Source organism: Rhizobium sp. BK196, from assembly GCF_014193255.1.
GTDB lineage: Bacteria > Pseudomonadota > Alphaproteobacteria > Rhizobiales > Rhizobiaceae > Rhizobium.
Window position 1 is genome coordinate 43,091 of sequence record NZ_JACHZB010000012.1, and the last position, 21,707, is coordinate 64,797.

Consider the following 21,707-nt stretch of genomic DNA (forward strand, 5'->3'; position numbering starts at 1 on the left):
GAGATAGGTGACGTTTTGTACCGGAGACGTGGGTAACACTTTTCGCTTTTGGCGGGAGGTGTTGATGCCGTGGAAAGAGACTTCGGTGATGGAGGAACGTCTAAGTTTTGTCGCCCGGCTGCTTGAGGGCGAAGGCATGAGCGATGTGTGCCGGGAGTTCGGCATCTCGCGCAAGACTGGCTACAAAATCTTCAACCGCTACAAGGATGACGGCCTGGAGGCGCTGACGGATCGGTCGCGCCGGCCGGTGCGTTCCGCCAATCAACTGCCTGAGCCGGTCGAGGCGATGATCATCTCGTGCAAGAAGAATAAGCCGCATTGGGGTGCTAGGAAGATCAGAGAGCTCTTGGTGCGGCGCTTGGCCGGCGATGTGCGCGTGCCGTCCAAGAGCACGGTGCATGCCGTTCTCGACCGGCACGGGCTGGTCGCTCATGCCCGCAGGCGACACCGCTTTTGGGCTGAGGGAGCCGCTCTATCGCAAGCATTGCTGCCGAACGATCTGTGGTGTGCCGACTTCAAGGGCGAGTTCAAGCTCGGTGACAGCCGATACTGTTACCCGCTGACGGTCACCGACCAGATGTCACGCTACCTGCTTGCCTGCGAGGCCTTTGAATCGACAAAGGAGGTGGGTGTGTTCGAGGCGTTCCGCCGATTGTTTGCCGAACAGGGCCTGCCGAGCGCAATCCGCAGTGACAACGGCCTGCCGTTCGCCAGCCCCAACGGGCTCTACAATCTGTCGAAGCTATCGATCTGGTGGCTGCGGCTCGGCATCGGCCTCGAGCGCATCAGGCCGGGCCATCCGCAAGAGAATGGCCGGCATGAGCGCATGCACCTGACCCTGAAAAGGAGGCGACGCGCCCACCCGGCAGAAATATCCTGCAGCAGCAGGCCCGCTTCGATGTGTTCGTCAAGATGCGCCTGCGGCAGAGATCAAGGAACCACTGGAAGGTTCGTGCCTCTGTCGCTGGTTTCTCAAATCAGACTGACTCGGAGGTCATTGATCACAGCGGCAAGGCCGGTCGCGCCTATCAAGGGCACGATCCGTACCGGATCGAGTTTTGAGACGGCGCGTCCGAATACCGCGATGTTCGTGTGTCCGTTGAGCCGTGACGGATAGATGATGCCGTCCGGTAGGGATTTGTGTTCGTGGAATGCCAACGACCACGCGCGCGCCAAGCTTTGGCGCGAGGATTTAGCGACGTCCGTCGGAACTCCCATTCTGACAGCATGATCATCGCGCAGGTCGACAAGTCGAAGTTCTTCTGTCGTTTCGATCTCGGCGAACCGCCGTGCATGAATTTCGTTCTCCTCAATCGGGAGATCTCCGATCAGACCGTCGCGGCGGTCGCGAAGCACGGCCTCCAGAAAGCAAACTTTGAGCGTATCGCCCAAATAGAGCACACCGAACCGCTTTGCGGCGTCACGCCGGCGTGGATCGCTGAACCGGCTGGGCGTCTTTTCAAAGCCCAACGGGTCGGGAAAGACGCTGCATAGATCCGGCCGAAACGAGACCCTGAGGGAAGGACTTCGAGATCGAGCGACGAATGTTCGAAACCGGCAGGCGGCTTGATGCCGGTCATTTAGCGAAAGTCACCGCGGGCGACACTTTCGGCTACGGCGATCGCATCGGCGTCCCGACCTCGCTTCAAGGCATCGAGTCCCGTGCGACCGTCAAGCGCCCCATGTGGCGAGACCAGAAAGCGGTAGACCGCCCAGGCTCCTGCCAAGATTTCATGCAGTTTCGGGAGCGCGGCATAAGGGCGACCGTCCTGATCGAGTTGCCACACAGGGAAACGATAACCACGTTTGGCACCATCCAGGCCAAGCACCTGTCCGCTTTGTCGCTTCGTGTTGACCGTGACCCGCGAAACGCCCAAGAGATCCGAAAACGCGTCTGCGCTCAGCATATCATCCTCGCCCAGGATCTCCGCTACGCGACGGCGACCTCGTTCTCGTGCAACTGCCAAAGCGGCGGAGAGTTCTTCGTCCGGTTTGGAAGCCTCTTCCACAGGGAACGCGTGTTCAGCTTCCGATGGGTCTTCCTCGACAACCGAAATTGTCTGCGCTCCGGCGAGTGGATCAACAACAACGCGGAAGCTAACTTGGTGACCAGCCTTCTCGCTGAGTTCGACGGCCCTGGTATACTGCCTGAGGAGCGCTTTCTCGAAGTCGGCCTTTCGGGGTAATTTCATCGAGAATGCGATGCTAGGAGCTTTCCCTTGGTGCTGGCTTGCTGTCGTTTTAATGACGGGCATGACAACCAACCTTTCTTGACCTAAAGATAGGCAAGATGAGACAGTTGGTCAAGTTCGTTAAGTCTGTAAATCCATATAAGGACTTTTACATTCACATAGCGGTCTTTCGCGAGACGGCCTCGTAATTCGGCAGTTGCACGCCTTGAACCAGTTCGAACCACCGACCCGTTAATTCTCAGCACCGAGAACAAAGCCTAGCTCGTTGGCAAAGTGTCTGGCCATTCCTGCGCGCCATGGAGGACGCGAAGAATACGGATTGCTGATTGCATAAGCCGCGACGTACGGCGTACCGTTAATTACCAGTTCGCGGGTTCCAGCAATTCTACCAACACGACCGCTCGCGGGAAAATCTATCAACCGACGAACGGCAGCAACGATCCGTTCGTCGACCAGAATAGCGGCTGACGGATTTTCCGCTTCTATGTATGTAAATATGGCGTCGCGATCCGATAATGCGAAGACAGACCAGGTAAGCTTCACGATTTTCGAGAATCCGCTTTAAGTCGGGCTGCCGCTCGACGTGCGGCAAAATGTGCCTCGGCTTCGTTATCCGAGACGTCTGGTCGAGTATCGTTCAGCGCTTCAAGCACCTTGGTGCGAAACCACGCGTCATGCGCCTCGCTGCCTGAGAGAAGCTCGAGTGGCAGCGCACCCTCATTGGCCGTCCGGGTGAGCAAGATACGAACCGCGTCCGATACTGTAAGCCCCATGTTTTCAAGCACTGCGGAGGCCCGATCCCGGACTTCGGCATCAATACGAGTTTGCACGAGTGCATTTGCAGCCATAGCTATCTCCACTTTTCGGTACGATGGTAATGCAAATGAATGACAAATGCCATAGCGCATTTTGAGCAGCCTTCGCCCCTCTCGTTTCTTTTAGTTGCTCTTGAATGTATCTGAGCAGACGGCGTAATCAGGTGGGATAATGCCGATTTATGGAACTGCATTGAACTGCATCATTAGCGGCTTGGCGTTTAGCCGCTGTCGGATGCAGGTAGTGGCCGACATTTACGCTGGCTCCGAGAGGCCGCTATAACCGATAGAAGCGCGCGGCGTTGTCGTGAAACAGTGCGAGGCGCTCGTTTCGAGAATAGCTGGCGGTGATGGACTTGAAGCCGTCCATGATCTTGTCGTAGCTGCCGAACAGCTTGTCGACCGGGAAGTTCGAGGCGAACATGCACCTCTCGATGCCGAACGCTGCGATCGCCTCCTCGACATAGGGTCTGATGCTTTCGACCGTCCAGGTCCAATCGCCCATTCCGAGACCTGAGATTTTGCAGGCGACATTGGGCGCCTGCGCAAGCACGCGCATCCCACTTCGCCACCCCTCGAAATGGCTTAGTCCGTCTACCTGCATGCCCGTGTGGTTCAAGATGATCTGTACATCGGGAAAATCGCGGGCAAGATCGAGAAATTCTTCCATCTGCCAGTAGTAGAGCTGAAGGTCGAAACTGAGATCCCGTCGGGCAAGTTCCTTGAAGCCCCTGCGCCATTCCGGCGTGCGGCTAACGCCAGCTTCGGTAAGATAGGTCTTGGCGGGATCCTGGTGATAGTTCATCGACTGCCGGATGCCGCGGAAGTTCGCGCACGACATGTGCTCGTCGAGCAGATCGGCGACGTCGGGCTTGCGGAGGTCCGCATATCCGACGATGCCGTGAGGAAAACCATGCTTGTCGGCCACGCCCTGCAGCCACCGCGTCTCACCGGCCGGATCCTCAGGATCGTATCCAACGTCAAGATGGACTGCCTTTACGAGGTTCTGATTTTTGGCGTCGGCCAGAAAGTCGTCGATGAGGTAGGTCTTGTTGATGGCGGTATAGTCGCCGAAGGCAGACGGTTTCACGCCGTCCGACAGCCACGGATAATAGTTGTTGTCGAGATCCCACAGATGAAAATGCGGATCGATGATCGGGAGGTCTTTCATGCCTGCTGCCCTTCAAGAGATCGCTGAAAAGGACGCCGGCCAGAACAGCCGGCGTCCGCATCACCTTAGTTGGCGGGCGGGAACACCCGTGCGATGACGGCCTTCGCTTCCGGCGAGTCGACTTTGTCAGCCGTCACCAGCGGCATGACGAGAGCGAGGTCTTTCTTGACCGGCGCACCCGAAATTGCGTTGAACACCTGCTGCGTCCCGTCGATTCCTTGTCCGACCGCCTCCTGGAAGAAGATGCCCTGGATGACGTTCGACTTCAGCAACGAGATCGTCGTCGGGCTACCGTCTGCAACCGCAATGCCGACCTTGCCGGTAAGGCCGCGGGTCTGCAGCACTTTCGCGGCACCTGTGCCGGCCTCATCATACATGCCGTAAATGGCCTTGATGTCAGGATGGGCGGTGAGCATGTCATTGGCCTGCGTGACCGCCTCGTTGACGGTAAGGCCCCTGGTCTCCAGCATCTGCGCCAGATCGCAGCCGCTCGCCTTGAACGCCTCTTCTGCACCCTTCAGATATTTCTGGGCGTTCTCGCGGTCCTGCGGCAATGAGAGCATGCCGACCTGGTTGCCGCCGCGGTCCTTGGCAAGCTTGCAGACGAATTCGCCCTGCGCCTTGCCGGTCTCGTAATTGTTTGCCGTTACCGACGACGTATAGTCGGTTTGGCCGGGCTGCGGGCCGATGCCGGCGAAGGCGATCGGGATGTTCTGCGATTTTAGATATGCGAGAAGCGGCGGCGTGCTAGTCGAGCTCACGGGGCCGATCACGATCGCGTCGACGCCCTTGGTCACGGCAGTGCGGGCATTGTCCATCTGCTTGGCCGGCGAATTTTCCGACGTGTACTCGACATAGTCCATGCCGAGTTCCTTGGCCTTCTCCTTCACGCCGTAGCCGACCCACTGCCAGTAGGAGATGTCAAGCGACGGCGCGAGGTACGCCACTGTCTTCTTTTCCTCAGCATGGGCGGCAGCCGAAAGTGAAAGGGCCACCATTGCAACGCCGGCAAATAACCTCACTGCGTGTTTCGTGCTTTTCATTTTCATTCCTCCTCCAAAAACCGGCTCTCGGGCCGGGTTGTTGTCAAACGGCCCCCCGCCGCGACTTGCTGAAGCGGTCGATGAGGACCGCGATGAGAATGGCGACGCCGGTGACCGACCCCTGCCAAAAGCTGTTGATGCCGATAAGATTGACGCCATTCTGGATGACGGTAATCATCAGGGCTCCGAGCACGGCGCCGACAGCGGTGCCCGTGCCGCCGAGCAGGCTTGCTCCGCCGATCACGACCGCCGCGATGGCCTGGAGCATCAGGCTCGACCCAGCCGTGGATTCCGCGTTCAGAATGTAGGAGATCGTCAGGAGGCCGGAGAACGATGCCAGCAGCGACGACGCGACATAGGCCATGAATTTTGTGCGCTTGACCGGGATGCCAAGCAGATAGGCAGCCGTCGAACTGCTGCCCACAGCATAGAACCAGCGGCCCGCCACCATCTTCTTCAGGAAGAGCTCGATCGCGATCAAGAGGATTACGCAGAAGAGGATGTAATTCGGAACGCCTGGTATCAGGCTGCCGCTGTTGAGGAGCCAGAAGTCCGGATCGCCGATCGGCATCGAGCGTCCGTTGGTGACGATGAAGGCCAGCGAGCCGGCAACGGCAAAGGTGATGAGCGTCACCACGAACGGCGCCAGACCGGCGATCGTGACGAGGAAGCCGTTGATCGATCCGAAAACAAGTCCGACGCCGAGACCGACCAGGCTTGCCGAGATGCCGCCAAACCCGTTTGCCATCGCCTGCGCGGTCACCATCCCGGTCAAGGAGAAGACCGAGCCGACGGATAGGTCGATACCGCCGGTGATGACGACAAGCAGGACGCCCAGCGACATGATGATAAGAGGTGCACCGGCCTGGGTGATATTGGCGAAGTTGCCCCAGGTGAGCGCCTGCGGAACCTGCGAGCCGACTGCAAGGGCCAGCAGCACGATGGCCAGAGCGATCGCGATCTCTGTCCTGTAGACGCTAAAGAGGCTTTCCCTCTGTCTGATTTGTGTTGCCGGCGCCTCAGTCGGCGCGATGTGTGCCCGTGTCCCAGTCATGCGGCCATTCCAGTCAAGGTAACAAGTTTCTCTTCACCAAAGTCGTCGCGGTCCATCACGCCGGCACACCGCCCCTCGGTGTCGAAGGCGATGATGCGGTCGCAGACTTCCAGCAGTTCGACATTTTCCGTGGACCACCAGACGATCACTGTGCCTGAAGCGGCCATCTGTCTGATGAGCTGATAGATCTCTCGCTTGGTCCCGATATCGACACCTCTGGTCGGTTCCTCGAGGACGAGCAGCCGGGAGGGCACGCCTAGCCAGCGGGCAAGCAGCAGCTTCTGCTGTGTGCCGCCGCTCAGCGTGCTCGGCAGATCCCAGACGGAACCGGCCTTCACCTTCAGGGCCTTCAGCAGATCGAGGCATTCGCCCCCTTCAGAGCCGCCGGTGAGGAGCGCGCCTCTGGTCACACGGCGGGACGCCATGACGTTATCGATGATCGGAAGACTGTGGAGGACACCCTTGTGTGCCCGATCGCCGGTCACATAGCCCGCTCCCATGCGTGCGGCCTTGCGCGGCGAACGGAGCTGGTCCGGCCATCCTGCACGCGCAACCGTCCATCGCTTCTTCCGGGCGGCGCCCGTCAGCGCTTCGATCAGTGCTGCCGGTCCAGCCGGTGCGCCGGCCACGCCGAGCACGGTGCCTGGCTGCAGTTCCAGTCTGAAACCTGCCTCCTCGATGGCAATAGTGTCCGTCGCAGCGGAGGCGTCCGACCGGTAGTCGGGCCGCGGCGCCCGTTGCGGTGCATGAGAGGCTGCCACCTGCCCCATCCTTTCGATGATGCCGGCGTCCGTCAGCTCTTCCATCGGCTGATGATCGACCACCGTGCGGCCGTCGCGGATGATCGTGCAGACATTGGCGATCTGCCTGATCTCCTTCATTCGGTGCGAGACGAACACGACCGACAGACCAGTATCCCGGGTGAGACGCCTCAGGACCGCAAACAGTCTCTCCGTCTCCAGAGCTGTGAGATTGGCAGTCGGCTCGTCGAGGAGGATCAATTCCGCACCCGATGAAAGAGCCCGGGCAATTTCGACCATCTGACCTTCGTGGAGGCTGAGGCTCCCCACCAGCCTGTGCAAAGACCTGGCCGCAAAATCCTGGTCGATAATCCGCAGTGCGTCGTATGCTTGTCCCGCCGCCGCCGCACGCCGAAACAAGCCCGCGCCTCTCCTGTGATGCGGCAGGGCAATGTTTTCGGCCACGGTCAAATGCGGCAGGAGCGCGAGTTCCTGGTGCACGACCGCGACCTTCGCCCTGCCCTCGGCCTCGCTGCGTTCGCTGCCCTCGCTGTCGAAGAAGCGTATCTCTCCGTCGTTGCGCGAGGCCGCGCCCGTAATGATCTTGATCATCGTCGACTTGCCGGCGCCGTTACCGCCAAGCAGCGCATGAACCTCCCCTCGAGCAACGGAGAAGTCGACGCCTTTGAGGACCGAGGTTGCACCGTAGGACTTTGTAAGTCCTCGGACGGTGATGACGTTCTTCGACGTTTCACTCATCGAACGCTCCTCAGTAGATCGTCAGCGCGGGTACGAAGCTGACCGCGAGGAGGAGGAGCATGGCCATGCCGAAATACGGCCAGAGCTCGCTGGTCGTCGTTCCCAGCGGCGCCTTTGCGATCGACGACGAGATGAACAGGGTCGTGCCAATCGGCGGCGTGTAGAGCCCAATCCCGAGGTTGATCACCATCATCAGTCCAAGCTGGACCCGGTCGAGACCGATGGAATCGGCCAGAGGAACGAAGATCGGTCCGAGCAGGAGGATCGCCGGCGGCATGTCGAGCGGCATGCCGACCACCAGCATGATCAGGTTCATCATCAGAATGATCACGATCGGGCTGGAGATGTGCGTCGAGACCCATTCGGCCATGTGCTGCGGGGCCTGATCAAATGTCAGAACCCAGCCCACCGCCGCACTGCCCATGATCACGAGCATGACGACGCCCGTCGCGACGCCCGCCTCCACCATGTTCTCGCAGAAGCGTTTCCAGGTCAGGTCACGGTAGAAGAGGATGCTGAGCAGCAGCGAGTAGACGACCGACAGGACCGAGACCTCTGTCGGCGTCGCTAGGCCGGAACGCAGAAAGACGATGATCAGGATCGGGAGCAGGATTGCCGGGAAACTTTGCAGTGCCAGCCGCGCCAGCTCGCGCTTGCGGACCTTCACGGCCTCGGCGGCATACCCCCGCCTCACGGAGACGTACCAGCAAACGAACACGAAGCTCGCCGCCATGATCAGCCCCGGAACGATGCCGGAGATGAACAGGTCACCGACGCTGACGCCGCTAATCAGAGCGTAGAGGATCATCGGAATCGAAGGCGGGATGAGGACGTCGATGACAGCGGAGGTCGCGTTGTTGGCGGCGCAGAGCGCCGGCGGGAACCCGTGCTTCTTCTGCCAGGGGATGAGGACGGAGCCGAGCGCACTCGCATTCGCCACGGCCGAACCGGATACGCCGCCAAAGACGACCGAGGATACGACGGTGGTCGAGAGCGGTCCGCCTCGCCACCGCTGCATGGCGCGCGAGGCGAGCTCCAGGAGCTGACGACCCAACTCGCCGCCAAGCATCAGCGTGCCCGCCAGCATGAAGAACGGAAGCGCCAGCATCGGGAAGGACTGGGTCTGGTCGTAGACCTGCTGGGCGACCACCGAGAGCGGAACGTAACCGTTGAACAGGACTCCAAGCCCCGCTGCAATGATCAGCCCATAGCCGACGGGAACGGCGAGGACCATGAGGATGCAGAAGGAAACGATCATGACGAGTGTCATAGCGCGATCTCCTCGGGCTTGATCTCGAGGCGGTGATCCCAGCCCAAGCGGAGAACGCGGACGGTCGCGGCGATGGTGACGATGGACACCAGCACCGCGCCGATCGACAGCGAGTAATAGCCGATACTGTTCGGAAGCTGCAGAACGGGGCTGTGTTCTGCCCCGGCAATCTCGGCCACCACGGTCGCCTGATATGCCAGCACCAGAAATGCGGCGACGCTGATCGCGTTTGCTGTGATGAGGGCCGTCGTCCGACCACTGCCGTCGAGCTTTTCGTAGAGCCATTCGACGGCCATATGCCCGCCCGCATGGGCCGCAATGATGATCCCCGCGATGATGAACCATGGAAACATCAGCATCGGCAGCTCCTGGGCGAAGGACAGTCCTCCGCTCGCCGACGCATATCGGGCAACGACATTGGCCGTGGTGACCACCGTCAGCGCGATGCCACTGACGATGATGACCATGCGCGCAAAGATAACGATGATGCCGGCGACCAGATCGACGGCTGAATAGAACCTGCTCATGGGGCCTCCGGATCGTGAGAGGAGCCTCAGCCCCTCGCAGCCGCTTCCACCTGGGTGACAAAATCGCCGAAAGGCTTCTTCTTCCAGCTGTCAGCGACGGACGCTGTCGCCTTGACGAAAGCGTCATGGTCGACTTCCACAACCTCGACGGCGGAGTTCTTCTTGAAGTTCTCGAGCACGTCAGCGGCCTTCTCGCTCGAGAGCTTCCGCTGAAGAGCACCTGCCTCCTTTGCCGCGGCCTTTACCGCCTCTAAATCAGACCCCAACCGGGCCTGAGCGATCTTCGACATCAGGAACGGTGTGGATTCCCATTTGTGGGCGGTTAGGCTGATGTATTTGTTGACCTCGTGAAGTTTCGAGCTCTCGATATTGGCGAGCGGATTCTCCTGCCCATCGACAACGCCCTGCTGCAAGGCGATGTAGAGCTCGCCGAAGGCGATTTGTTCGGTGCCTGCTCCCAATGCCTGGAAGATGTCGATGGTCATCGGATCGGCCGGCGTCCTGATCTTCATGCCCGCCAGGTCGGCAGGCGAAGTCACTTTGCGCTTCGAGTTCGTCAGGTGCCGGATGCCGTTGTCCCACCAGTCCAGGGGAACGACGCCCACCGCCTCGAACCGCTTGTTGAGTTCGGTCCCGACCGGGCCATTGAGCACGGCTATCGCTTGGTCGGTGTCCTCGAACAGGAAGGGTAGGCCGAGCGCGCTGAGCTCCGGTACGATCGCGGACGTGGCACCCTGGCTGTTGGCCGTGAAATCAAGCGCGCCCGTCCTGAGGCTGGTGAGCATCGCGGAGTCGCTGCCAAGCGTCTCGGCGCCTGCGACGTTGATCTGGATACGACCTTCGGTCTTCTGCTTGAGGAGTTCCGCGAACTTATCCGCGGCCACGGCTCTGGGATTGCCGGGAGCCGCGCCATGGCCAAGGGTCAAGGTCGTGGCGGCAGCGCTGGCGGATCGGCTTGAAAGAACGATTGCCGGGGCCGCGAGCGCAGCAGTGGCGGTCGCCAGGAAAAATCTTCTGTTCATCTGCAAGCTCATTTCATCCTCCATCATAAGCTTGTTTAAACGGCCGGCATCTCCTCAACCGGCCGAGGTCGTCAGGTCGAGAGCCAGGCCTTCACCGCCTCCGTCACCTTCAGGGTCGATAGCCCGTATTGGTCATGGAGCGTCGGCAAGGCGCCCGCCTCCAGGAACTGGTCGGGCAGGCCGATCTGGCGGAAGGCCGGCGGTGCGACGCCGGCGCGCAACAGCGTCCCGGCGACTGCCTCTCCAAGGCCGCCTATGACGGTATGGTTCTCCGCCACGACCACCAGCCGTCCGCCTTTGCGGCACTCGGCGACGATCGTCGCCTCATCGAGCGGCTTTATGGTCGGGACGTGCAGGACGGCAACGTCGACGCCGTCGTTTCGAAGCTGCGTGGCAGCCTCGAGCGCGCGCATCGTCATCAGGCCCGACGAGATGATGAGCGTGTCCTTGCCATCCCGAAGGAGCTTGGCCTTGCCGAGTTCGAACTTGTAGCCGTATTCCTCCAGAACCAGCGGAACGTTGCCGCGCAGCAGGCGCATGTAGACTGGCCCCTTATGGGCGGCGATCGCCGGAACTGCCTGCTCTATTTCGCTCGCGTCGCACGGATCGACGATTGTCAGCTTCGGCATGCCGCGGAACATTGCGAGATCTTCCGTCGCCTGGTGGCTCGGCCCATATCCCGTCGTCAGGCCCGGAAGGGCGCAGACGATCTTCACATCAAGCATCTCCTCGGCGATCGCCAGGCAGATGAAGTCGTAGGCCCGTCGGGACGCGAAGACGGCATATGTCGTCACCCAAGGCTGAAAGCCTTCGCGCGCCATTCCCGCCGCCGACATCATCAGCAACTGTTCCGCCATCCCCATCTGATAGAAGCGGTCGGGATGGGCAGCGCGGAACACATGAAGGTCCGTGTATTTCGCAAGGTCGGCGGACATGCCGACAACACGCTCGTCCTTCCGCGCCAGGGCGGCAAGCGCGTTGCCGAAGGGTGCCGGTCTCGTCGGCTGATCGGGTCCGGCGATCGATGCGATCATCGCCGACGTCGTGAGCCGGGGCTTGTCGATGCCGCTTTCAAGATGCGCAGGCCGGATGTACTTCGAACGCCTCATGCTTCCGCTCCCGCATCGATGATTCTGAGGGCCTCGGCCCATTCGTGGGGTTCCACGCGCAGGAAGTGGTTTCGATCGCGTGCCTCGAGGAAGGGCACTCCCTTCGCCATTTTCGTGTCGCAGATGATGATGCGGGGCTTGGCCTCGGCGTGATGACGAGCTGCGTCGAACGCCTTTACGAGCGCATTGAGATCGTTGCCATCGACCCGCTGGACGAACCAGCCGAAGGCCTCGAATTTGGAGCCGAGCGGTTCGAAATTGAGGACGCCGATCGAGGGCCCGTCGGCCTGCATCTGATTGACGTCGACGATGCCGATCAGATTGTCGAGTTTGTAGGAGCCGGCGGACATCGCGGCCTCCCAGGTGGAACCCTCGTCAAGTTCGCCGTCGGAAAACAGATTATAAACAAAGGAAGAGGACTTCTTCCGCTTCAGCGCCAAGGCCATGCCGACCGCGATGCCAAGTCCGTGTCCGAGCGATCCGCCGGTGATTTCCATGCCGGGCGTGTAGGCGGCCATGCCGGACATCGGCAGCCGGCTGTCGTCCGTGCCGTAGGTCTCCAACTCGTCCTCGGGAATGATCTTGGCTTCGATCAGAGCAGCGTAAAGCGCAATCGCATAGTGGCCGATCGACAGCAGGAACCTGTCGCGGCCTTCCCATTCCGGATCTTCCGGCCGGTAGTTCGTGGCGTGGAAGTAGGATACGGCAAGGACGTCGGCGACGCCGAGCGCCTGGGCGATGTAACCCTGCCCCTGCACTTCGCCCATACGCAGCGCGTGACGGCGGATGCGCCGGGCGCGCTCTGTCAGGCTGATATTGTGGCCAATCTGGCTCATGTCGGTGTCTCTCCAGATAGACCTCAGTGGATCAGCATGCCGCCGTTAACGTCGATGACCGCGCCGGTGACGTAGGCGGACAGATCCGAGGCGAGGAACAGGTAGATATTCGCGACGTCGGCGGCCTCTCCGAGCCGGCTCAGAGGGATGCCCCTGATGATGTCGGCGCGCATCTCATCGGTAAGTTTGCCACCGGTGATATCTGTCTGGATGAGCCCAGGCGTGACGGAGTTGACGCGAATGCCGGCTGGACCAAATTCGCGGGCCATCGCTTTAGCGAGGCCGAGCACGCCTGCCTTGGCTGCGGAATAATGAGGCCCGCCGAAGATGCCGCCGCCACGCTGTGCCGATACCGAGGACATGCAGGCAATCGATCCGCCGCCATTGTCGCGCATGTAGGGGATGAAGGCCTGACTCAGGAAGAGCACACCGGTCATGTTGACCGCCACGATCCGCTGCCAGTCGGCTTCGGTGATATCGAGCGTGGTAACGGGCTGGGTGATGCCGGCATTGTTGATCAGCGCGTTTACCGAACCGAACGAGGCGATCACCTTGGATGCGGCATCGGCGCAGGACGACTTTTCGGCGACGTCGCAGCGCAGGCCGACATGGTTGCCAGACTTGACGCTCGGCAGCGCCGCGGCGGCCTCCGCAGCGGCGTCAGCATCGATATCGAGGATGGCGACGCGGGCGCCATGCTCGGCGAAAAGCTGCGCCGTTGCACGGCCGATGCCGCGCCTGCTCGCCGCGCCAGAAATGACCGCGGTCTTCCCATTCAGTAGCATGTAATCTCCTCCCGATGCGTCCCGAGCATCTGGCAAATCTTTGACAAGTCAGTTGGCTTGCGGGTTCGAAACTGATCGAGTTGACGCCGTTCGACAAACGCGAAGTTTACAACGGTGGGTGAATCTGGTTCACTAATCCGATGTTGCAGATGGCCTCCCTCTCCGCGGTCCGCATCTTTGAAGCCGCAGCCAGGCTGGCGTCTTTTCGCGCTGCAGCCGAGGAGCTGCACCTGTCACCAAGCGCCGTAAGTCATGCCATTGCAAAGCTCGAGCGTGACCTTGGCATCTCCCTCTTCGAGCGCAGCACGCGAAAGGTCACCTTGACACTGGCGGGGCAGACGCTCCTCTCCCATGCCTCCAATGCCTTTGAAGAGCTTCGTCGCGGTGTTGAGATGATTTCATCCAACAAGACCCACCTGCTGCGGGTTCACTGCGCGCCTAGCTACGCGGCGCAGGTGCTCTCGGCACGTCTTCCCGACTTCCTGGGCAAGAATGAGGGGGTTGAGGTCCGGGTGGCGGCGAGCACAAACTATGCGCGTTTCGTGGACGGCCTCTTCGATGTCGACATCGTTTACGGCGAACCATCGAACAGAGAAGATCTGATCGTCGTGCCGCTTGGAGAAGAAATCATTTCTCCGCTGTGTTCTCCAAAGATGGCTGAACGACTGAAAAACCCGCGCGACCTGGCGCGCCTTCCCCTCATCCGCAGCGACCTGAAAAGGATTCAATGGATCGACTGGTTCGAACTCAACAATCTCGGCCCCCCGCCCCTCCCCGCCATGAGCTTCGATAGAAGCTTTCTGGCAGTCGACGCCGCAGCGAACGGACTGGGAGTGGCGTTGGAGTCCAACACTCTGGCAAGGCGCGAGCTCGACAGCGGGCGTCTGGTTCGCCCGTTCAGCAACAGCCGTGACAACCGCTACATCGGCCACTACCTCGCCTATCCGAAGGCCGGCAGCCAACGGAGGCTATCGAAGATTTTCGCAGACTGGCTTACGTCGCAGGTTTTTTGACAATATGTTTGTCCTCCCGACAAAGCGGGGCATTGGGACCGTCTTAACTCATCAACACCGCGTCGTATATGACAACGGACCTGTTTATTGCGTCATCCTGGATGACAGCTGAATGCGGGCCGAACCTACAGGCCTCGTCTACACCAAGCGGTCACGATGTCCGATTTGAACCGAGGCTACCTGGTCTATAGCCATCGTCATATCCCCCAGTCACCGCCGCAAGCATCCCCGGGAGCTCTTCGGCCAGGAAGTCGAGGAAAGCCCTCACCGCTGGCACGAGGCCCCTGCGGGACGGAAACACGGCATGAAGACCGTGCGCGTGCAATCGATAATGCGGCAAGACCTTCACCAGGCGGCCGTCGGTCGCTCGCCCTTGCTCGCAGAAGCCGATTAGGGTTCCCCATACCGGAATTCCAAGCAGGAAAGGACGGGTGCCATCAATCGGATCGAGGACCCACTGACAGGCTCCAGCTCCCGTGACGCCGTACTCTTCACCGACAATGCTGTGATCGGGAAACTCCTCGGAAATCAGCCCGAATGCGCGTCGCTGGGAGTATCTTGAACAAGCAGAACAGGGCGACATAAGAGGTCACGTCTATCGCCTGCAAGTTGCCCTAGATGACGTCATCATCGCAGGAGATGGGTGGAGTATCACGGTTCCAGAGAACCCCAGCGCGCGCCCCACAGTGCGGACGAGTGCTGCAGCAGATGTTCAGTGCCCCGTGTTCGACTCGGATTTCCTTGAAGAAGCACTCAGCCTGGCCAATGATCGGGTGGCGCAAGTCCGCGGCAAAATCTCGACCGACTGGCCAAGGAGGTCGACGAGGCCCGATGGAAAGGGGCGATCTCGCCACCCACTGTGGGACCGCGACTCCGACACCTGGTTTTGCTTGCATTGTAACGGGAAGATTACGGGTGTTCAGATCGCACAAAATCTGTGGCATTGCCCTGCATGTGGCGCTTCCCCAGTCGACATTTTCGATACTGCCTTCTGGTGCGAAGATGAAGGCAAGTCGCTCCCCCCGATTGGCGCAAAGGGAAAATCGAACAGCAGCAAGCCTGACTTTCAGGTAGTCGACGACCGTCCAAAACTTGAGTTGAGCGAACGCAACATCGTGCTTCTGAAGCGCACTGTTAGATGATTCGACGGACGTAAGCGAACGGTTGGGGGCGCTCCTGGCCGAAATCACCGTCGATGAAGACAACGACGTGTGGATCTCACTCGAAGAGGATTTGTGGCCGGATCATAAGGAGCCAACTCAGGCGATCAAGGTCGCAGCACAGCTCGGTATCGAAATTGAGTTGGAGACCATGCGGTCAAAGATACCTTTTCACTGGCCAGGTCTGGGCGAACTGACCTCAAGCACCACCGAATACACGCAGATGTTGCTCGATGCGTATGCGCAGTATGCGGCACCCTCGGATAGCAAATCGTAATCCGTCCCGGCCAACCTCCTCGATTGAAGATCTATTGGGGAGGTTGGTCGCGACAATGGATGCACTCTGCCCTCTTCGAAAAGTAGGTGGTCTTGCATCTCATCCGAGGAGCGCGGTTTTTCGGGGGCAAAGCCGGGCAGTTGAGGAGATTCGAACCAGCGACCCGGCTACCTACGTTGTCGTTGCGCACGGCTTGTAGCACCAACTTGAGGAATCGACCTACTTTAGGATCGTCTACGGCCTATGTTGAACTGTGGTTCATGTGGTTCTCGGGAGTTACTCGACTAAGCCGCCCCTCGTGCTAGGACAAGTGACCCTATCAGGGTCCATTTTTGAAGGAGATCAGAATCGTCCCTGGCGGCATCTCCTTGGCGTCCAAGTCTGCCGTATCAAAGGGGTGCGCACCGTCACCGAGAAACGAGTCGATCATGACCTGTCGTTCTTCCGAGTTTTGCCATGACTGTTGAGGGAACCGCATCATCGGGAAGTCTGCGACGCCCTCGTACTCTACGACAATGCCCGCCAGGATCGTGACGCCATGTGCAAGAGATGTTGCGAAGCCAAAAGTCTCTATCCTGGATGCGGCGTACTCGTGAATGTTGCTAATCAGCGCGAGAGTCGCGTTGGTGCCGGCCGATATCCTCAGGCGAAATCCCAAGCCTCGTATAGGCACGGTAATGGATCGCCCCGCCTGACAATGCACCGAAACCGGCAGTATTGCCGACCGCATAGGCGCTGAAGGCGGTGAGCGCGACATGCGGAAAAGGCAGCCGCTTGCCGATATAGTCGGCAGAAAGCTCAGCGCCGTGCAGAGCAAGGCGAGCAGGATCGAGCTCGGTCGGGTTGCCGCGAGGGCCTCGACCCGATGGAAAGGATCGATACCGTGATGAGCTTCTGAAGCATGAAAACCTCCATGTGCTTCCTTGGTTTCATCAGGGAAAACTTGAGGCGCAGCGCGAGGTTCCGCTCATCACGAATAAGTTTCGACCGATATGCCAGTTCTGATGCGCGGAAGACATTTCCTCAGACGCCCTCTGCGTGTAAAGAATTTTCGCGTTGCCAAGTTTTCTAAAACCATTGCGAGCTTTTTTAATGGCCACTTCCCTACCCCACCGTCCTGCGCCAACGTTTCGGGGATCGTTTGGGACGCCGAGAACCGATGGAAGCCACTGGAATCACCGGATATTTCCCGGCAGGAGGTTCATGCGCCAGTTCATGTTCGGCCCGCTTTCCCTGATTCTTCTCTCTGTCATCGCGCTGCTGGCCGCGGCGACCGCTTCGGCGCAAGCCGCCCCTGTCGTTGCCGCCGTTTCGGTCCCTGCAAATGGATATTACAAGGCTGGAGACAACCTGGCCTTTACCATCCAGTTCAGCGAGAACGTGACCGTCACCGGCACACCGAGCCTTTCAGTAGTGATCGGCAGCTCGTCGCGTGCGGCAAGCTATTTGGGAGGAAGTGGCACGAGTGCCCTTGCGTTCGGATACACAGTTCAGCCCGGCGACATGGACCTGGACGGCGTGTCGCTCGGGGCCATGATCAACCTGAACGGCGGCACAATTGAAAATGCCGGAGGTGAAGCGGCCGACACCACGCTTAACAACGTCGCTTCGACGAGCAATGTCTTCGTCAATACGCAGCAGCCGAGCGTCGCGGCCGCCGTCCTCGGCAATCCGCCCTCAAACGCGACGCAGGTGACGTTCCAGATCGTCTTTTCCGAGGCCGTGACGGGCTTCACATTGAGCGACATGGTTCTGACGGCGACAGGAACCGCAAGCGCCACGCTGACCTCGCTCCAGACCTCCGACAACATCACCTATACGGTCCTCGCCCAGGCCATTTCCGGCTCCGGTACACTCCGTCTCGATATTCCTGCAAATTCGGCTCAAAACAATGCGGGCAACGGCAACCTGGCAGCGGCCTCTGCGCCCTGGGCCTTCGGCGCCTCATCCAATGCCGATCTGTCGCAGCTGCAGCCCAGCCAGGGCAGCCTCAGCCCGGCTTTCAGTGCGAATACGCTGTCCTATTCGATCGCGGTGCCACATAACGTAACCGCCATCACCTTGACACCTGTCGTCTCGGAGCCGAACGCGACCGTCACGATCAATGGTTCACCCGTCGCTTCCGGCAGTGCCAGCATGTCCGTTTCCCTTGCGGTGGGTTCCACGGCGATCCCTGTCGTCGTCACCGCACAGGATGGCACGATGAAGACCTATAATGTCGATGTCATCAGGTCCGCTCTGGGGGTCACGGCAGCGTCCCGCACGGTCACGGTGATGGCGGGAACGACGGTCGCAGTCGATCTGACTGCGGGCGCGACCGGGGCGCCCTTCACCGCAGCCGCGCTCACCTTCCTGCCGAACCCGGAAGCAGGAAAGCTGTATTTCGACGCAGCGCAGAAGCGGCTCTCCTTCACGGCGAGCCCTTCGTTCGCAGGCCCGGCCCAGGTCGGCTTTACGCTTTCGAATGCGTCCGGAACCTCGGCGCAGGCGACGATCACATTTGCCGTTGCCGCCCGTCCCGATCCGACTGTGGATCCCGATGTGATCGGCCTTCTCAATGCGCAGGCGGATGCCGCCAGGAATTTTGCCCAATATCAGACACGCAACTTCAACAACCGTCTGGAGCAGCTGCACGATGAAGGCGAGCGACAGCGCCGGTCATTCGATATCCGCCTCGGGCTTCGCCGCTCCGACAATAGCGGCTCAAGTAGCGGCCCCATTGGCGGCCCCAATGGCGGCATTGCCAATGCCGAGCGCCAGTTCGGCTGGCCGGGCGGCAGCGCCCCCGATCTTGTCAATCCCGCCCTATCCCGCCGGCAAGGCGACAGCACGGGGATACAGGGGATGGATCCCGGACCCTTTGCAGTCTGGTCCGGAGGCTTCGTCGATTTCGCGGATACCGGCAATAGCGGCCCGGATATCGGCTCAACCACGGTCGGCGTGAGCGCCGGCGTCGATTACCGATTCTCCGATCGCTTCGTCGCCGGCTTCGGCCTCGGCTACGGGCATGACAAGAGCGATGTGGGAGATGACGGCACGGAAAGCCGTGGCGCCGCTTATAGCGCTGCGATCTACGGCTCCTTCAAGGCGGCCGATAACCTGTTCCTCGACGGCCTGGTCGGCGCAAGCCGGCTTGATTTCGATTCAAGCCGCTACATCAGCTCATCAGGGGATTTTGCTGAGGCCACCAGGGACGGACGGCAGATGTTCGCCTCCCTCACCGCGGCTTACGAATTCCGCAACAGAACCTGGCTCGTCTCTCCCTATGGCCGATTCGAGCTGTCCAGGTCCTGGCTCAACGGGTTCACCGAGAGCGGCGCAGGCATCTACGACCTGACCTACGGCAATCAGACTGTCGATACGGCCGCAGGCGTCATCGGCCTGCGCCTGAGCTACACCCTCATGACGGACTGGGGGATCCTGACACCAGGCGCGCGGGCGGAATATACCCATGATTTCGCCGGCTCAAGCCGGATGCAGCTCGGATATGCCGATTCCGGCAATCTTCCCTACGAATTCGAAGCGGAGGACTCGGGGGATGACTATGCGTCGCTCGGGCTCTCGCTCGATGCGGCCCTCCTGAACAACTGCGCAGTCGGCGTGGAATACCGCGCTTCCATCGGCAGCGGCAGGCAGGACCATGCCGTCGGCATTCGGGTCAGCAGCCAATTCTAGCGGATTCCTGCTGTGCAAGACCATGGTCAATGGCAGATCGCCGGCCGCATTCTGCTGTGTCGCCTGATCCATGGAATTCACGGCCGTGTTGATTTCCTTCAGCCCCGTCGCCTGCTCGCGCGCCGCCTCGACGATAGCCGCGACGTTCTCGTCGATCTCAGCCACCTGCGCGACGATCTCTTGCAGCGACTGTCCGGTCCTGCCAACAACCAGCTGATCAAGTCCTGGATCTCCTTGGCGGCCTTCGCCGCACGCTGGGCGAGCTCACGTACTTCCTGGGCAACGACAGCAAACCCCTTGCCTGCTTCGCCCGCCCGAGCGGCTTCGACGCCAGCATTGAGCGTAAGCAGGTTCGTCTGGAAGGCGATATCGTCAATGACGCCGATGATACTGGTAATCTCTCATGAGAACTGTTCGATCTGATCCATGGCCACCCGCGGCTCGAAATCGGGCAAGCGGCCGTCCGAGGCGATCGAGTTTCCAAGCCACCAGCACATTGCCGTCAGGCACGGAAGTAGCGCAGGTGCGGCTGGAGAAAGCGCAGTCGGCGGTGCAGATCGTCGCTGCCAGTAATACGTTGGAAGGCCTCGCGAGACGAGACGCTAAACTGTCATGGCAATCTTAGGAACCACCCAAAGACGCCTCAGCATATCGCACGGCTTTAGCTCAAACAATCATCGGCCGCACCGTGGCCACTCGCGATTTAGCTAAAATACAACCAGCCGCTCTACCTTTTGATTTATGGCTCACTGTTATTGATCGCCTGTGGAGCGTGATTGTTGTGACGCAACAACCGTCACCGCGATGGCGAAGGGGCTTTGATATGATGCGTCGTTTCATTTTTGACCGATCTGGCAATTTCGGAATTATGACAGCGCTACTCCTCGTGCCGATCCTGGGCGCTGCGGGTACAGCCATTGATTTCAGCAGAGCTCTTTCCCTTCGGACAGAACTTTATGCCGCGGCGGACGCAGCAGCCGTGGGATCAATTTCACAGACTTCAGCTGCGGCAAAACAAGCAAACACAATGTCAGGAGATGGGGCGCTTACGCTCGGAAAATCTGAAGCCGAGAATATCTTCTTTTCACAGATATCCAATAAGCAGAGCGACGTCCCGATTGCCGTGGGAATCAGCGTTCAAAAAAATGGCGCTACACTCAGCTCGGCCGTAACCTTTACGGCGGCAGTGCCTACCACCTTTATGCAGGTGTTGGGGTTTCAGCAAATCGCTATCTCCGGAACGGCGACGGCACAGTATGAGACGCCATCCTATATGGATTTCTTCATGCTGTTGGATAACACACCCTCGATGGGTGTTGCAGCCACTGCGGCTGACATTACCGCCATGAAAAAGGCGACAGCAAACGGCCATGATGGCGGCAAAGATAAAAACTGCGCGTTTGCATGCCATATCGTTTCTGAACAGGGCGTAGAGGATAAGAAGAGCTATTATAACGTCGCACGTAATAACGGCGTCACAATCCGTATCGACGTCGTAGCCGCGGCCGTCAAAGCCTTAATGGCCAAGGCTAAGGACACGCAATCCATGCCGAACCAATTTCGTGTCGCAGCATATACGTTCGGGAAAACGGCCCAGGACGCGAAGGACGCGAAGCTCTTTAAGGTCTCCGACCTAGACTACAACCTGAGCGCGGTGGCGGTCGCGACGGACACGATAAAGCTGATGAGCATTCCCTATCAGAACTACTACAACGACCAGCAGACGAGCTTTGACGGAGCCTTAAAAAGTATCGAAAGCGAGATAACGGGCAATATCGGCAAGGGTACGAGCAATGCCGATCGCCAGAAGATCGTATTCTTCGTGGCCGATGGCGTCGGGGACAGCTATAAGGCTGCAGGCTGCACCAGCCCGAAGGGATCGAACGGCGGGCGGTGCATCGAACCGATAGACACGTCGTATTGCAAGAAGCTCAAAGATCGCGGCATCAAAGTTGCTGTTCTCTACACGACGTATCTGCCCTTGCCCGACAACGGTTTTTATAATGACTGGGTCAAGCCCTTCGAGACAAAAATAGCGGCGAAGATGCAAGAGTGCGCTTCCCCAGGGTTCTATTTCGCGGTTAGTCCAACCGAGGGTATTGAGGAGGCTATGAAGGCCTTGTTCCTGAAGATCGTCAGCTCGCCTCGAATAACGAGTTAAGACGAGCCGCAGCGGACAATGCTTCCTAGTTGAGAGTTTGTGGCGGGCGCTCCATTCTTTTCGAACCTTTCGACGCCGGGCGCAAATGGAACGGGCGT

The 21,707-nt window shown here is 59.7% G+C and carries 18 protein-coding genes and 5 pseudogenes; 5 read left to right on the top strand and 18 right to left on the bottom strand.

Annotated elements, in window-relative coordinates:
• Positions 1-64: 64 nt before the first annotated feature.
• Positions 65-909: pseudogene (locus tag FHT78_RS28535) on the top strand (helix-turn-helix domain-containing protein); the annotation flags it as partial.
• A gap of 63 nt (positions 910-972) precedes the next feature.
• On the opposite strand, the gene FHT78_RS28540 reads toward FHT78_RS28535, so the two are convergent.
• From FHT78_RS28540 to FHT78_RS28605, 14 genes and pseudogenes are all read right to left on the bottom strand, one after another.
• A complete protein-coding gene (locus FHT78_RS28540; protein ID WP_210289959.1) occupies positions 973-1,470 on the bottom strand; it encodes an RES family NAD+ phosphorylase in 498 nt (165 codons plus the stop codon).
• A gap of 110 nt (positions 1,471-1,580) precedes the next feature.
• Complete coding sequence (locus FHT78_RS29535; protein WP_183749906.1) at positions 1,581-2,255, bottom strand: XRE family transcriptional regulator; 675 nt, start codon at positions 2,253-2,255, stop codon at positions 1,581-1,583.
• A gap of 194 nt (positions 2,256-2,449) precedes the next feature.
• A pseudogene (locus FHT78_RS28550) lies at positions 2,450-2,735 on the bottom strand (type II toxin-antitoxin system RelE/ParE family toxin).
• Positions 2,732-3,040 (bottom strand): type II toxin-antitoxin system RelB/DinJ family antitoxin, encoded by a 309-nt coding sequence (locus tag FHT78_RS28555; RefSeq protein ID WP_183749907.1) that lies wholly within the window; start codon positions 3,038-3,040, stop codon positions 2,732-2,734. The pseudogene FHT78_RS28550 and the gene FHT78_RS28555 overlap by 4 nt, the downstream one beginning before the upstream one ends.
• Before the next feature lie 244 nt (positions 3,041-3,284).
• Positions 3,285-4,178: an amidohydrolase gene (locus FHT78_RS28560; protein ID WP_183749908.1), complete on the bottom strand. Its 894-nt coding sequence runs from the start codon at positions 4,176-4,178 to the stop codon at positions 3,285-3,287.
• A 65-nt stretch (positions 4,179-4,243) separates the two neighbouring features.
• Complete coding sequence (locus FHT78_RS28565) at positions 4,244-5,221, bottom strand: substrate-binding domain-containing protein (protein WP_183749909.1); 978 nt, start codon at positions 5,219-5,221, stop codon at positions 4,244-4,246.
• A 43-nt stretch (positions 5,222-5,264) separates the two neighbouring features.
• Positions 5,265-6,275: an ABC transporter permease gene (locus FHT78_RS28570; RefSeq protein WP_183749910.1), complete on the bottom strand. Its 1,011-nt coding sequence runs from the start codon at positions 6,273-6,275 to the stop codon at positions 5,265-5,267.
• Positions 6,272-7,774, bottom strand: a complete 1,503-nt coding sequence (locus FHT78_RS28575) for a sugar ABC transporter ATP-binding protein (protein ID WP_183749911.1) — start codon at positions 7,772-7,774, stop codon at positions 6,272-6,274. Before FHT78_RS28575 ends, FHT78_RS28570 begins: the two co-directional genes overlap by 4 nt.
• Positions 7,775-7,784: 10 nt before the next feature.
• Positions 7,785-9,044, bottom strand: a complete 1,260-nt coding sequence (locus tag FHT78_RS28580) for a TRAP transporter large permease subunit (RefSeq protein WP_183749912.1) — start codon at positions 9,042-9,044, stop codon at positions 7,785-7,787.
• Positions 9,041-9,571, bottom strand: coding sequence for a TRAP transporter small permease subunit (locus FHT78_RS28585; protein WP_183749913.1), 531 nt, complete (start codon positions 9,569-9,571; stop codon positions 9,041-9,043). The genes FHT78_RS28580 and FHT78_RS28585 overlap by 4 nt, the downstream gene beginning before the upstream one ends.
• A 26-nt stretch (positions 9,572-9,597) precedes the next feature.
• A complete protein-coding gene (locus FHT78_RS28590) occupies positions 9,598-10,605 on the bottom strand; it encodes a TRAP transporter substrate-binding protein (RefSeq protein WP_183749914.1) in 1,008 nt (335 codons plus the stop codon).
• Between the two features lie 59 nt (positions 10,606-10,664).
• Entirely contained in the window at positions 10,665-11,702 is a 1,038-nt protein-coding gene (locus FHT78_RS28595) for a transketolase family protein (protein WP_183749915.1), read from the bottom strand.
• Positions 11,699-12,538, bottom strand: a complete 840-nt coding sequence (locus FHT78_RS28600; RefSeq protein ID WP_183749916.1) for a transketolase — start codon at positions 12,536-12,538, stop codon at positions 11,699-11,701. Before FHT78_RS28600 ends, FHT78_RS28595 begins: the two co-directional genes overlap by 4 nt.
• 23 nt (positions 12,539-12,561) lie before the next feature.
• The gene (locus FHT78_RS28605; protein ID WP_183749917.1) at positions 12,562-13,323 is read right to left on the bottom strand and encodes a glucose 1-dehydrogenase; all 762 of its coding nucleotides are present in this window, start codon (positions 13,321-13,323) and stop codon (positions 12,562-12,564) included.
• A gap of 140 nt (positions 13,324-13,463) precedes the next feature.
• On the opposite strand from FHT78_RS28605, the gene FHT78_RS28610 reads away from it, so the two are divergent.
• On the top strand, positions 13,464-14,336 hold the full coding sequence (locus tag FHT78_RS28610; RefSeq protein WP_012490215.1) for a LysR substrate-binding domain-containing protein: 873 nt from the start codon (positions 13,464-13,466) through the stop codon (positions 14,334-14,336).
• A 364-nt stretch (positions 14,337-14,700) separates the two neighbouring features.
• On the opposite strand, the pseudogene FHT78_RS28615 reads toward FHT78_RS28610, so the two are convergent.
• A pseudogene (locus FHT78_RS28615) lies at positions 14,701-14,868 on the bottom strand (inositol monophosphatase family protein); the annotation flags it as partial.
• A 632-nt stretch (positions 14,869-15,500) separates the two neighbouring features.
• Between FHT78_RS28615 and FHT78_RS28620 the strand changes: the two are divergent.
• A complete protein-coding gene (locus tag FHT78_RS28620) occupies positions 15,501-15,773 on the top strand; it encodes a hypothetical protein (protein WP_246715441.1) in 273 nt (90 codons plus the stop codon).
• A gap of 319 nt (positions 15,774-16,092) precedes the next feature.
• Here FHT78_RS28620 and FHT78_RS28625 read toward each other — a convergent pair whose 3' ends face one another.
• Both FHT78_RS28625 and FHT78_RS28630 read right to left on the bottom strand, forming a co-directional pair.
• Positions 16,093-16,431 carry a hypothetical protein gene (locus FHT78_RS28625; RefSeq protein WP_183749918.1) on the bottom strand — a complete coding sequence of 113 codons (339 nt, stop codon included), beginning with the start codon at positions 16,429-16,431 and terminating at the stop codon, positions 16,093-16,095.
• Positions 16,403-16,635, bottom strand: a pseudogene (locus FHT78_RS28630) (hypothetical protein); the annotation flags it as partial. The pseudogene FHT78_RS28630 and the gene FHT78_RS28625, both read right to left, overlap by 29 nt.
• Positions 16,636-16,976: 341 nt before the next feature.
• Between FHT78_RS28630 and FHT78_RS28635 the strand changes: the two are divergent.
• Complete coding sequence (locus FHT78_RS28635) at positions 16,977-19,448, top strand: autotransporter domain-containing protein (protein ID WP_183749919.1); 2,472 nt, start codon at positions 16,977-16,979, stop codon at positions 19,446-19,448.
• A gap of 42 nt (positions 19,449-19,490) precedes the next feature.
• Here FHT78_RS28635 and FHT78_RS29730 read toward each other — a convergent pair.
• Positions 19,491-19,879: pseudogene (locus FHT78_RS29730) on the bottom strand (methyl-accepting chemotaxis protein); the annotation flags it as partial.
• Between the two features lie 392 nt (positions 19,880-20,271).
• On the opposite strand from FHT78_RS29730, the gene FHT78_RS28645 reads away from it, so the two are divergent.
• On the top strand, positions 20,272-21,609 hold the full coding sequence (locus tag FHT78_RS28645; protein WP_183749920.1) for a TadE/TadG family type IV pilus assembly protein: 1,338 nt from the start codon (positions 20,272-20,274) through the stop codon (positions 21,607-21,609).
• The last annotated feature ends 98 nt before the right edge of the window (positions 21,610-21,707 follow it).